The sequence below is a fragment of the Bradyrhizobium nitroreducens genome, assembly GCF_002776695.1.
Classification (GTDB): Bacteria; Pseudomonadota; Alphaproteobacteria; order Rhizobiales; family Xanthobacteraceae; genus Bradyrhizobium; species Bradyrhizobium nitroreducens.
Window position 1 is genome coordinate 5,245,449 of record NZ_LFJC01000003.1, and the last position, 14,925, is coordinate 5,260,373.

The 14,925-nt window shown below is 64.5% G+C and carries 2 protein-coding genes (1 of these 2 cut by a window edge); both read left to right on the top strand.

What is annotated here, in order from left to right; translation table 11 throughout:
* Nucleotides 1-58 precede the first annotated feature (58 nt).
* Complete coding sequence (locus tag TSA1_RS25465) at nucleotides 59-730, top strand: hypothetical protein (RefSeq protein WP_100181336.1); 672 nt, start codon at nucleotides 59-61, stop codon at nucleotides 728-730.
* Nucleotides 727-14,925 carry the 5' end (the start) of a tandem-95 repeat protein gene (locus TSA1_RS40950; protein WP_100178726.1) on the top strand. Its footprint extends 20,022 nt past the window's final position, so only the first 14,199 of its 34,221 coding nucleotides appear in the window; its start codon is at nucleotides 727-729; the stop codon falls past the right edge of the window. Before TSA1_RS25465 ends, TSA1_RS40950 begins: the two co-directional genes overlap by 4 nt.

A 14,925-nucleotide genomic window follows, 5' to 3' on the forward strand; every position in this document is an offset into this window, starting at 1 on the left:
GCGCGGATACTGAGGACCGATAGTCGACCGGGAATTGCAGATGATGGGACGGCGCGGCATGCTGGCGCTTCTGACAGGCGGCTTGGCGTCAGTGCTCTCGGCCTGCGGCAAGAGCGATGTCACCTTCCGTTATCGGTTGGCCTTCTCCGTTAGCGTCAATGGAGCCGTGAAGTCAGGCTCTAGCATCATCTCGGTGCGCTACTGGAAGGGAGGAGCTTCCTGGGGAACCGGTGAGGCGACCTACGCCGTTGTGAACGGTGTTGCTCCAGTCATCGATCTTGGCGAATACGGCATGCTGGTGGCGGCTATGGCTTACGACGTCGACGCGTGGGCGCGCCGCAAGGCCTGCAAACAACCGCTCGCTGCGGAATCGTTGCCCGGCAAATTTGGCCTCGCACCCGCGGCCCTCGCCAATCTCCGCGAAGGCAAGCGTGACCTGACGGACGGCTCCTGTCCTGCCTTCATCTGGTTCCCGTCCGGCCAATCCTACGAGCGCGCGCAGCAGCTCTGCCCGGAAGAATTCTCCGGCGCGATCGGTGCCAATGTCGAATTGCGATCCGTCACGATCGAGGCCGCACCCGACGCACCGTTGGTGACCAGGCTGGCCATCAGTGCCCCATGGCTAGACGAGATCAGAGCCGATCAAAAAAGCGGTCGGGTGACTACCTGGGCCGGAACTTTCAAGCCGCTCCGCACGAGGCAGATTGAAACGGACGAGACCAACCTATGACCGACGCATCCGAACTGCTCCTTCCGTCTCTCCTGGCCATGGACGTCTATCATCGCGACGTCCCCGGCGGCCTGTATAATGAACTCACGAACAAGACAACGGCAATTGACACCGCTACACCTTTCGCCCAGAGCGATGATCCCCGCATCGGCTTCTTCGCCAAGGCATATACGGTCGGGGATGAAATCTACATCTCTTACCGAGGCACGGATGATGGCTCGCTCCAGCCAGGCAATATTGCGTCGTACGGGTACCAGACTTTAACGTCGCAGGGCCACGGGCCGCTGAAGGATTTGTACTACGGTTATCCCGTGGCGATCGGGCTGGCTACGAGCCTCGGCGGGAGCTACGACGACAGCCAGACGATCGCAGCCATCAAGTTTTACAAGGAGATTGAGCAGCAAGCCGGCGGCAAGAAGATTGTCGTTGTCGGGCAGTCATTGGGCGGCGGCCTCGCCGGCGTTGTCGGAGCAATCTACGGCCTGGACACTTATCTCTACAACCCAGCTCCCTTCGAGCAGGCGGCGCTGGATCTGTGGGCGGCCGCGCAATTGGGGTGGAATGGTCCGCACAACAGTGACGGTACCGACCAACTCATGTCCACGTTCCTGTACGGCGCAAGCGGGACGATAACGCTTCCAAGCTTCAGCCAGATGAAGGGGGGCTATGTCCCCGGAGAGGCCATCGAGCAGCTCGTCGGCTTTTTGAGTGCCGCCGCAGTCGGCTTGACGGCAGCCATCCCCAGTCTACCGCCCGCGTTGACGGCGCTCGTCGCGGCTTACATGTCGACCACGCGCCCGTATGGTTTCGAGACTCCATTTTCCGATTACGATCCCGACGGAATATTGGGCAGCCTCGGTTCCACTCTTGGTCTCGGCGGGCGCCACACCTCCTCAACGCTCGTGACATTGCTTTTCGGCGAGACGCTCGACGACAAGCATTGGCACGACGCCATGAGATATATTTGGCCGGCCTGGGTGGACGATACGATCGCGAAGACCATCGGCTATAAGCCGTCAGTCCTCGAGGTCCCTACAAACAAATTTTACGAGCATAACGTGATGGACGTGTACATCGCGTACACGGCTGTCGACGAGACGGGTCCTTTCGGCACCAACGCTATCCGCGCCTTCTTCAGCGATGCAAATGATCTTGGCACAGTTGTCGGCGGACCGCATTCCGCGCTGTTTGACCTGAAGCTGTACTACAATCCCACCATCCTGGATCCTTTGGCCTTCAAGGATGTCAAAGGTTACCTCGGCGACGTGCTCGTCGAATATGCGGGCGCCCTGGCCTTCAACAACGACACCGTCAAGAAGGACATTGCCGATCTGACCGACGGCGTTCTGGCGCTCTCGGACGACAACAGTGCCCTGGCGCTCGATACGTCGAGCATCTTATGGAAAGACGTCCTAGGCCGCGATACCAAACTCGATCCGGTCCACCTGGACGACTTCCGCGCAGCGTTCTTCAGTCAGTCCGCCGAGACGAGCCCGTCCGTCATAGCGCGGCTTCTCACGGGGATAACGGGAGTTCTGGCCGACAAGGTCGACGAGGAGGCGCTCAAGAAGCTCGCCGCCTTCTGGGAGGCATCGTCCGCATCGATCTTCGATCGATATCACATGGCGAGATACGACGACGATCACGAAGTCACCCTCAGCGAACGTACCTACGAGGACAAGATCCCCGAGACCAAGGGCGATCAGGTCCATGTCGATGTCTACATCGGCACGCAGAGTGATGACGAAGTGCACGGCACCTCCGGCAACGACCTGCTGATCCTCGGTGCCGGCAACGATGTCGTCTATTCCCGTGGCGGCCGGGACATGGTGCTCGGCGGCACCGGCAACGACGAATTCGTCGACCAGATCGGCGAGGTGCACAGTTCGCAGGACGACGGCAGCGACATCTATGTCGGCGATACCCTCGACAAGTCGATGGTGCAGGGCTTCCTGGACTATCTGCGCGGTCTCGTCGGAGCCGGCGATATCGACAAGGTTCACTACAGCGTCGAGGATCCCGTTACGCATCAGCTCGCCGCGAAGGGCCTCCAGATCGTCTCCGGCGAGCTGGTCACTTACGGAACGAGCAAGGGCATCAAGCTGACGGTGCGCGACCTCAATACCGGTCGGGTCAGCAGCGATATCATGATCGATATCGACATCGTGGAGCTGAGCGAGCGAGCCGACTTCGTCTCCATCAGCGATGACCTCAGCAAGCTGCCGGTCATTGTCGACCTCAGCGCTCCCAAGAGCGGGGACCTGGGCGAGCAGGATTTCGACACCGTGTCGTTCGAGGCCCGGACCAACGGCGTCATCACGATCAACGGTTCCGTCGCGGACAATTCCGGCGGCGCCGGCGGCATCGTCGATCTGACGAATTCGGTCGCGCTGAAGCTGCTGAGAGCGTTCTTCAAGCCGGAGGCCGAGCTGCATTTCCGCGGCGCGGAGAACGTCATCCTCACCAGCAAGGACGACGTCTATTTCGGCGGCAATCTGTCCAATCTTCTCGGTGTCCAGCAGGGCTTCTTCGGCACCGCCAATCACGATGGATTCGGCAAGATTTCCGGCGGCGACGGCAAGGACCTCATGGTCTACTACGGCGCCGGACACAAGGATGCGGGCGAGCTCATCGATCCCTCCAAGCCCGACGGCCCGAGAGCGGCCGAGGAGCTGTCGCTCACGGTCGATGGCGGAGCAGGTAACGACGACATTCTGCTCGTCGGCGGCGACCGCGGCATAGCCGCCGGCGGCCTCGGCAAGGACTGGATCTACAACACCTCGAACGGCGGCATCATCTGGGGCGACGCCGTCGGCGGCTATTATGAAAAGCCGGTTTTCGACGAGGATGGCAATCCGGTGCTCAATCCGGACGGCAGCCAGAAGACCACGCCGACCCAGGTCGAAGACACGGCGGAGAATGCGGACAATTTCTGGTATTCGGCCAATACCGTCATCAAGGACGCGCAACACCACGACGTCCTCAAATTCTATGGGTTGACGCTCACGGGCGGCGACGCTGAAGGCGGCATTGCGGGTCTTGCCGCGTTCGGCGGACTCCTCGGCGCCACCATCGGCATGGCCAATTTCTACAACTCCCTGGACGAGAACGGAAAATACGACCCGGCGCGCTCGGTCTATTTCGATGATCTGTTCCCGTGGATGACTTACGTGTTCCGGCCCAATGCCAATGGCGGGCTGGACATGTATGTGACCAACCAGTTCGACCAGCTGTTCACCGCGGTGTTCGGCGGCACGTCGAGCGATGCCTACAAGGCGCAGCAGGCGCTGGACGCGCAGGGCATCCTGAAGGGCTGGATGAAGGTCGAGAACTTCGATCTCGTCGGCAGCTTCATCGGACAGCACCAGGCCGAGCTCGCCGGCGAAGGCGACCTCGGCATGGTGTTCAAGGCGGTCAATCCGCTCGCCGACCTCATGGAGCAGGTTCAGCCGCTGGTCGGCGTGATCGGCATGGCGCTGGCCGCGCAGTATGGCGGCATGGCGCTGGTCGACCAGGCATTGACGCTGTCTGCGGCTGCGGCGCGGTTTGCGGAAGGCATGCGATGGTCCAACGACGCCGATCCACTGGTGATCGACCTGGACGGCGATGGCATCGAGACGACCGAGCTTGCGACCGGGCAAGTCTATTTCGACATTGACAACGACCTGTTCGCCGAGCGCACCGGCTGGCTGAAGGGCGACGACGGCTTTCTGGTCCGCGATGTCAACGGCAATGGCGGGATCGACGATATCTCGGAGATGTTCGGCGGGGTCGGGCGGTCCGGCTTCGCCCAGCTTTCGCAGCTCGACTCCAATGGCGATGGCAAGATCACGGCCGCGGACGTGCTGTGGTCCGAGCTGAAGGTCTGGCAGGACTATGACCGCGACGGCATCACCGATACGGGCGAGCTGAAGACGCTCGATCAGCTCGGCATCATCACAATCGATCTCGGCGTCACGGCGATCGATATCACCACGCCCAACGGCGCGCGGCTGACCGGCGTCGGCGACGTCACCTTCCAGAGCGGTCCCGTCAGGCACATGTTCGACGCCATCCTGGCCTCGAACGACACCGACACCAGATATGCCGGCGAGGCCGGCCGGGCGGCCTGGCAGTCGAGCTCGACGCTCGACGTCAAGGGTTTTGGGCGGGTGACCAACCTTGCAGTCGCTGCCGCCAACGACATCGCGTTCGGCGAGCTCGTGACCTCCACGGCGGCGGCGATGACGACGCCGAAGCTGCGCACGCTGGTGGCGCAGGTCGGCGACGTGCTCGGCGCCTGGGGCGAGGCGCTGGAACAGACGCGCGAACTGACGCCGGTGCTGGTCGGCACCGACGCTGCCGGCAAGGCCGTGCTGCTCGACCGGGGCGTCTATGTCGAGGACGGCCAGGGCGGGTACTGGAGGCTCGCCTCCGGCGCGCCGGTGCTCGACGCGCAGGGCCAACCGATCGCGCGCGCCACCATGCAGGACGTGCTGGCGCAGGCGGCCGCGTCCGGCGCGAGCTGGCGCGTGGAGCAGACCTGGTCGCCGTCGGACCGCGACGCTGCGCTGACGGATCGCGATGCAGCGCCCTATCTGATGAGCGTCGTCAACGGGCGCGCCGTCATCCTCGACTACGGCATCAAGCAGGCCGACGGCAGCTGGAAGCTCGCCTCCGATGCCGCCACCAGCTACGCCAGCAAGGACGCCATCCTCGCGCTCGCCCATCCCACCGGCACCGCGTGGCGGACCGAGCAGCTCGGCTTCAACCCCTATGCCAACCTTCCCGTCGACAAGATCGGGGTGCGCTTCACCGACGGGATCGCGGTCGACTATACCGTCAAGGTGACCGACCAGGACGGCACGTTCTACGTCTGGGCGCGCAATCTCGACCGCGCGCTGCAGCTGGAATGGAAGACCGGCGATTCCCGGGAATTCAACCTGCGCAACTACGCGATCGACTTCGCTACGCTCGACGAGGTGAATTCGACCGACGACTCCACCTACCGCGTCGAGATGCTGACGCCGGCGCAATTCCACTTCGCGACCTCGCTCGGCGGCATCGACTTCCGCCCCGAAATGCTGACGGCGCAGCTCGACAATACGACCGGGCACATCGCCTATGCGGTCGGCCCCGGCGGCAGCGCCAACCTGTCGACCGATCCGGCGCACTACGTCTCCGGCATCGCCACCATGATCGACATGCTGCAGCCGGTCATGACCGAGTACATCTCGACCTCGCGCCGCTATGCGGTGCGCATCGCGATGCAGGGCGGCCTGAAGGACTTCTTCCGCGGCGTCAGCTACGATCTCGCCTCCGACAGCTACAAGCCGACGACCAATCGCGAGCTCGCCCCGATGTTCGAGGCGATCTTCGCCGGCGCGCCGGCGGCCAACACGGACGATGCCGTGTTCGACTACCTCGCGCAGTGGAACGGCATCCTGGCGCAGGTCTATCCGGACTATCATCCCTCCGGCGAAGGTAATCTCGGCGGCTCCACGCTCGCGGTGAACCAGGCCTTCATCATGCAGATGATGCTGCCGGCCTTCGAGACCGTCGGCGTCGATCTCTACATCCGCGGCGTCGCGCATGCGCTCGGGATCAGCGACGAGCGCATCATCACGCATGCTGCCGGTGATACCATTGTCAACGGCACCGACGCGACCGACTATTTCTACATGACCGCGGGGAACCAGACCCTGCGCGGCGGCAAAGGTGCCGACTACTATTTCGTCGGGCGCAATTCCGGCGACGACGTCATCGACGACAAGGACTTTGGCGATAGCGACGAGCTGCGTCTCACCGACGTGCTGTCGACCGACGTCAAGGCGATCCGCGACGGCGAAGATCTGATCCTGCAGATTCGCGGCCGCACCAACACTATCCGCCTGACCGACCAGTTCCTCGGCGAGAACAACGAACTCCTCAGCAATGGCAAGCGGGCCGATTCCGGCGTCAGCGCCATCGTGTTCGCCGACGGCGTCGCCTGGGACCGCTTCCGCATGTCGATGGAGGTGCTCGACCGGGAGCGTGCCGCGGGGCAGTTCAACGACAGCCTGATGGGCTCGGGCTCGGCCGACATCCTCTGGGGCGGCAAGGGCAACGACTACATGAGCGGCGGCGCCGGCGGGGACATCTACGTGTTCCAGGCCGGCGACGGGCAGGACGTCATCGACGACCTCGGCAATTTCTCGTTCGGGCCGGTCAAGGCCGGCATCGACGTCCTCAGCTTCAAGGGCGGCATCAAGCTCGAGAACCTGAAGCTGATCCGCGACGGCGAGAGCCCGGATCTGCAGATCGTCTTCCTCGACAACAACGGCAATCCGACCGGCGACACACTGGTCATCAAGGGCCAGTTCGCCGGCATCAAGACCGGCCTCGGCCTGTTCTCCGACGCGCTCGGCTCGAGCGACGGGCTCGACTATGTCGCGCCGAACCTGATCGAGCGTTTCGTCTTCGACGACGGCTCCAGCCTCGACTTCACCGCGATCGTACAGATGGTGCTGGAGAACGCCAAGACCGCGAACGACGACGCGATCTTCGGCATGATCAATGCCAATACGCTCGACGGCGGCGCCGGCAACGACTTCCTGTCCGGCAAGGAGGGCGACGACACCTACATCTTCGGCCGCGGCTACGGCCGCGACGTCGTGCTCGACAACGCCATTCCCGGCCTGTTCGATCCGCCGCAGCACGACAAGCTGCAGTTCATCGACGAGATCCGCTGGACCGACCTCGACTTCCTGCGCGACGGCCCGAGCGACACGCTGCGCATGCGCATCAAGGGCACGACCGACGAGGTCGTGCTGCAGGACTTCCTGGCCACCGTTCCGATTCTCGGCTTCATCAACGTCATCGAGGACATCCAGTTCGGCGACGGCACGGTGTGGACCGGATTCAAGCTGGCCCAGCACTACATCGACATCGCCAAGACCGCCGGCAACGACACCATCTACGGCTATGACGAACTGTCCGATTCGATCGACGGCGGCGCCGGCGACGACCGCCTGGTCGGCTTCGGCGGCAACGACGTCTATTACGTCGCGCTCGGGGAGGGTAACGACACCATCGTCGAGAGCTCCGGCAACGATCAGGTCATTCTCTCCGGCATCGCCTCGACCGACGTCGACTTCTCCCGCACCGCGCTCGATCTCATCATCACCGTCCGCGCCACCGGCCAGCGCTTCGTGCTGGAGAACCAGTATGTCCGTGACGACGGCCAGACCAATGCTGTCGAGAGCCTGGTCTTCACCGACCGCACGGTCTCGTTCCTCGACGTCAACCCGGAGGACATCGACCTCGTCGGGACCAACGGCGACGAGACCATCACCGGGTCGAATTTCGCCGAAACGCTCGACGGACGCGGCGGCAACGACACGCTGATCGGCGGCGACGGCGGCGATACCTACAGGTTCGACGCCGGCTACGGCCAGGACGTCATCATCGACCGCCGCGTGCGCGCGAGCTGGTCGGACCGGCGCGGCGTGCACGTGCCGGTGGACGACGTCGTTCAGTTCGGCGGCGGCATCACCCGCGACAACGTCGTCTTCACCAAGGACGGCGACGACCTCCTGATCTCGATCACCGGCCGCAGCGACACGCTGCGCATCCGCAACCAGTTCCGCGACGCCGAGGACGGCGTCGAGCTGTTCCGCTTCTTCGACGGCTCGACCATCAAGATCTCGGACGTCGAGCAGTTGCTGCAGATCGCCGGCGGCAACCGCGGCGACAACATCATCACGGGCCTGCTCGATCAGGAGAACGTGCTGGATGGTCGGCAGGGTGACGACACGCTCTACGGCGGCAACCGCGCCGACACCTACGCGTTCTCGGCCGGCTACGGCTTCGACCGCATCATCGAGCGGCCTGATACGGCGGGCATCGTCGATCGCGTGGTGTTCGGTGCCTCCGTCCGCTTCGAGGACATCGTCGTCAGCCGCAACGGCAATGATCTCGTCATCGATCTCGGTAGCGGCCTCGATGTCCTGACCATCGTCGACGGGCTGTCGACCAGCCGCGTCGAGCAGTTCGAGTTCGCCGACGGGCGGATTCTGTCCATTGAAGCCATCATCGACCGCATGCTGACCGGCACCGCCGGCGACGACCATCTGATCGGCTTCGACAACCGCAACGATACGCTGTCGGGTGGGGCCGGCCAGGACGCGCTCGAGGGCGGATTCGGCAACGACACCTACAAGTTCGGCATCGGCGACGGCAGTGATAGCGTCTACGACGCCGGCGGCGTCGACAAGGTCGTGTTTGGCGAGGGCATTACCTCCGACCTCGTCCATTTCAGCAATATCGACGGCGATCTGCTGATCTCGATCGGCAACGGCACCGACCGGCTCGCCATCCTGTCGGGCTACAGCGCGCGGCCGGTCGAGAGTTTCGTCTTCGCCGACGGCACCACGCTGTCGATCGAGGACGTGCGCGGCATCATCCGCGACGGCCTGTCGAACGCCAGCCAGGACCTCGTCGACCTCCGCGAGCTGCCGGCCGCCAGCAGCCTGCATCCCGGTGCCGGGCATGACCGCCTCATCCTGGCCCAGGATTCGCGCGTCGTCATCGGCGCCTCGGAAGGCATCGACAGTGTCGAGATGCCATCAGGCGTGACCAGCGCGACCGTCGTGCTCGAGGCCTACGCCTCCAGCGATGCCACGGTCAGGCTCGTCGCGACCGACTCGACCGACCTCGTCGTCTCCTTCTCGTCGGGAAGCCAGCTGATCGTCCGGGGTGCGCTCGGCAACGGCAGCCTGCCGAACATCGAGTTCGCCAACGGCGTCACCTGGAACGGGGCCGCGCTGGTGCAGGCGGCAATTGCCGGGCAGGCGAGCGCGGGAAGCGACATCATCGTCGGCAGCGGCCGCGCGGACGTCATTGCCGGCGGCGCGGGAGACGACCTGCTGAGCGGCGGGGCCGGCGACGACACCTACAATTTCACGCGCGGCGACGGCCGCGACGTGATCGACGACAGCTCGGGCAACGATACGCTCGCCATCACCGGGTATCGGCCCGAGGAGCTGCGCGTCTCGCAGATCGACCCGGCGCGCAACGAGCTCGTGCTGTCCTTTGCCGATTCGACCGATCAGATCGTGCTGCGCTACGTCTGGGGCTGGAACGGCGTCGACGCGGTTCGTTTCAGCGACGGCACCTCGTTCACGCTCGACCAGCTCCGCGACATGGCGGCCGACGTCGGCACCTGGCAGGACGACCGCATCGTCGGCTCCGCGCGCAGCGAGACGTTCAGCGGCGGCACCGGCGATGACGTCATCATCGGCGGCGGCGGCGACGACGTCTATCGGTTCGGACGCGGCGACGGGCAGGATCGCATCGAGAGCAACGGTTCGGCCGACGGCAAGGGAACGCTCGTCTTCGGAGCCGGTATCGCGCTGGAGGACATCGTCACGACGCGGGATGCCGATGGCAATATCGTGCTGTCGATCAGCGGCACTGATGATCGCGTCACGCTGGTCGATCCCGCCGGCGACATCGATCCGGTCATCGCGAAGGTGGTCTTTGCCGACGGCCGCAGCCTCAGCTACCGGGCGCTTGCCGCCGCGATCGCATCGACCGACGGCGACGATCACGTCATCGTTCCCTCCGATCTCGCCAATCCCGACATCGGCTCGGTCATCTCCGGCGGTCTCGGCAACGACCACATCGAAGGCGGACGGGGCGCCGACGTCATCACCGGCGGCAAGGGCGACGATCTGCTCGAAGGTGGCAGCGGCGCCGATCTCTATTATTTCGCCCGCGGCGACGGGCAGGACACGATCGCCGATGTCGAGATCTCCGATGCGTCCAAGGTCGACAAGGTCCATTTCGCGGCGGGCATCCTGCCGAGCGATATCCGCTTCCTCTCGGTCGGTCCGAACGACCTCGTGATCGGCCTCGTCGGCAGCGACGACCACCTGACGCTCAAGGACATGTTCCGCGCCGGGAGCGGCGCGACCGACTATGGGATCGAGCAGTTCGAATTCGCCGATGGCACGGTCTGGCAGCTCGCCGACATCGTCTCGCATGCGGCGGCGTCGACCGGCGCGGGCGCCGACGCGATCGATTTCGGTCCGCAGCTCGACGTCGCGATCACGCTCGATGGCGGTGCGGGCGACGATGTGCTCGCCGGCGGTATCGGCGACACCACCTACGTCTTCGGACGCGGCTATGGCCGCGACACGATCCGCGAAGCGTCCAATGCAACCAGCTCCAGCGACACGCTGCGCCTGAACAGCGGGATCGTGCCGAGCGATGTCGTCGTCGTCAGGGACGGCAACGATATCGTGCTGCGCTTCGTCGGCAGCGACGACCGGCTGACGATCGTCGGCCAGGCCATTGCAAGTGCCCCGCCGATCGACGTCGTGCGATTCAACGACGGCACGCAATGGAGTGCGGCGACGCTGCTCTCGCGCGCGCTGACGCCGGATGCAGCCGAGCACGTGCTGCATCCAGGCAATCCTTCGGCCGATCCGTTCGCCGACCCGGTTTTCGCGGGCGCAGGGTCGGGCCCCGGCGGTGGAGGATCACTGGGATCCTCGACCGTCGGCCTTGCCCGCTACGATTCCGTCTCGCGGCCGGTCACCGGCCTTGCGGTGGTCGGCTCGGCCTCGGAGATCGGCGGCGGCACCTATCAATTGACGCCGGATGCCGGCAGCAGGGTCGGCGCGGTCTGGGGCAGCATCGACCTCTCGCAGAACGTGGTCTGGACCACGAAGATGTTCTTCGGGGCCAACGAGGGCGGCGCCGACGGCCTCTCCTTCGCCGTTCAGAACAAGAGCGCGGCCGAACTGACGGGGTCGGGCGGCGGCGGGATGGGCACCCTGGTCTCCGGCTCGTTCGGCATCATCTTCGACACCTGGGGACAGGCGACCGATTTCAGCCAGTTCGTCGTCAATGGCCAGGCCGGCGACGACAATTTCGATCCCCGGCACGACTTCAGCCAGCTCGAGGATGCAGCCTGGCACGATGTCGTCATCAGCTGGGATGCGGCAAGCAAGACCTTCAGCTACAGCGTCGATGGCACGCTGATCGGACGCAAGACCTATGATGTCGTCGGCAGCCTGTTCGGCGGCGATTCCGACGTGTGGTACGGCTTCGGCGCGGCCACGGGCGGTGCGACCAACGACCAGCGGGTCCAGATCCTCTCGGTCACCACGCTGCAGGGGGCCGGCGTCGACCCGTCGACGGTCGGGACCATCGAGCAGATCGGCTCGGGCCTGTTCGCGCGGGAACTCGCCGGTGCAGCCGCGCAGAACAGATACGACGTGTTCGTGCCGCTGTCGCGCTGGGGCGACCGTGTCGACGTCGTCACCAACTTCAAGAGCGGTGACGCTGGCGACAGTCTCAACATCGCCATCGCCGAGGGAATGTCTGGGACGCTGCTGGCCCGCGCGGCCGGCTCCGACACGCTGATCTATTTCGCGGAGCAGGGCACGCAGAGCTTTGCCGACGCGCGGCTGCTGTTGCGACTGGATAACGTCTCGCCTGCGAGCCTCACCAGCGTCAACTTTGCCGGCGCCGCGTTCACCGTGGTTGCCAACCAGACCCTGACCGCGACCGGGGCGACCCCCGTTCAAGGCGGTTGGGGCGACGACACGATCAACGGCGACAATTCGGCCAACACGCTGTCCGGCGGGGCCGGCAACGACACGATCGCGGATGCCCGTGACGGCAACGACACCCTGACCGGCGGCACCGGCAACGACTGGCTGCGCGGCGGCGGCGGCAACGATACCTATGTGTTCAACCGCGGTGACGGTCAGGACATCATCAGCGACTGGAATTACGGGACCGACACCATCCAGTTCGGTGCCGGCATCACCGCCGCCGACGTCGTGGTCACGCAAGGCAACAGCGGCCAGGACCTCGTCATCACCTTCATTGGGACCGACGACAGGATCACGATCGAGCGCGGCCTCAGCGCCGACTACAATCGGATCGAGCAGCTGCGCTTTGCCGATGGCAGCACGCTCAGCTACACGCAGATGGTCGATCGGTCGCTGACGCCGACGGCCGGCAACGACACGTTCGCTGGCGACCAGTTTGCCAACACGCTGACGGGCGGGATCGGCAACGACACGATCTCGGATGCCCGCGAAGGTGACGACACCCTGATCGGCGGGGTCGGTAACGATTGGCTGCGCGGCGGCAGCGGCAACGACACCTATGTGTTCAACCGCGGGGACGGTCAGGACACCATCAGCGACTGGAATTATGGCAACGACACCATCCAGCTCGGTGCCGGCATCACGGCCGCCGATGTGGTGGTGACGCAAGGCAATAGCGGCCAGGACCTGATCATCGCCATCGCGGGAACCGAAGACAAGATCACGATCCAGCGCGGTATCGATACCGATTGGAGCCGGATCGAGCTGCTGCGCTTCAGCGACGGCAGCACGCTCAGCTATGCGCAGCTGCTTGACCGTTCGCTGACACCGACCAGCGGCGACGACACGTTTGCCGGGGACCAGTTCGCCAATACGATATCGGGCGGCGCCGGCAACGATACGATCCTCGATGGCCGCGACGGCGACGATATCCTGATCGGTGGCACCGGCAACGACTGGATGCGGGGCGGCAACGGCAACGACACCTATGTGTTCAACCGGGGTGACGGTCAGGACACCATCAGCGACTGGAACTACGGCAACGACACGATTCTGTTCGGGGTCGGCATCACCGCCGCCGACCTCTCGTTGACGCGCGCCAGCAATGGTCAGGATCTGATCATCGCCATCGTGGGGACCGAGGACAGGATCACTGTCCAGCGAGGTATCGATACCGACTGGAGTCGGATCGAGCTGCTGCGCTTCGCCGACGGCAGCACGCTCAACTACACCGACATGCTCGCTCTGGCCGACGCCAACGACCGCAGCGGACTGACCCAGATCGGAGCGGTGCTCGGCAACGGCATCGTCGGGACCGACGCCGCCGAACTCCTCAATGCGTCAGCCTATGCGACCGGCGCCATGTTGGATGGCCGCGGCGGCTACGATCAGCTGACGGGCAGCGTCTATGGCGACGTCCTGACCGGCGGCGCCGGCAACGATGTGCTGACGGGCGGTGCCGGCGCGGACACCTACCGGTTCTCCGCGGGCTTCGGCCAGGACACGATCGACGAATCGACCTCGAACGGCAGCAATAACATCATCGTGTTCGATTCCTCGCTCTCGATCGATGATTTCGTGCTGGAAGCCTATGTCTCGACCGACGGCAACGGCAATTCCGATTTCGGTCAGGCCCGGCTGCGCTTCAACGGCAGCGACGACCGGATCACGATCGCCGATCTCGATACGATCCAACAGATCCGTTTCGCCGACGGCACCGTGCTCGACAGGCAGCAGATGCTGGCCCGCGCGGTCGATCTCTACAGCAACGACAGGTCCATCTCCCCGTCGGATATGCCGATTCCGAACCCTCTGAACGGATCGGCGAAGGACGACCTGCTCGAAGGCCATGGCAGCGACGATACGCTCCTCGGCGGCGTGGGTAACGATCGCATCTACGGCGGTGACGGCGCTGACGCGCTGAGCGGCGGGACCGGCAACGATCTCCTGTCCGGTGGCACGGGCGCCGACGTCTATCGGTTCTCGGCCGGTTTCGGCCACGACACGATCGACACCGGCGATACCGGGCTCGACTGGATCGAGTTCGATTCCAGCCTGACGCCTGATGACATTGAGCTGCTGCGTCCCTATGACCGGTACGAGGGCGGCGGCCTCACCGACGATCTGCTCGTGCACGTGAAGGGCACCGAGGACGTCATCGAAGTCCGCTATACGCTGGCGACGGACCCCTACCAGAGCATTGCCGGCATCCGCTTCGCGGACGGGACGATCTGGACGCTGGCCGACATCATCAACGCCGCGGTGCCGACGCCGGGCATCAACGTGCAGGGTGCGATCTCGGACGACACGCTGATCGGCACGTCGTACAACGATTCCTTCGCGGGAGGAGGCGGCAACGATACGCTGATCGGGGGCGCGGGCGACGACGATCTCTGGGGCGCGGAAGGCGACGACATCCTCGATGGCGGCGCAGGCCGAGATTCGCTGATCGGCGATGCCGGCTCGGACACTTATCGGTTCTCCAGCGGTTTCGGCAACGACTACGTCAGTGATTTCCGCGACGGAATCTCGATGAACGCGATCGTTTTCGATTCGACCATCGCGGTCGCCGACATCGCGGTCTATTACTCGCAGTCCGGCGACCTGATC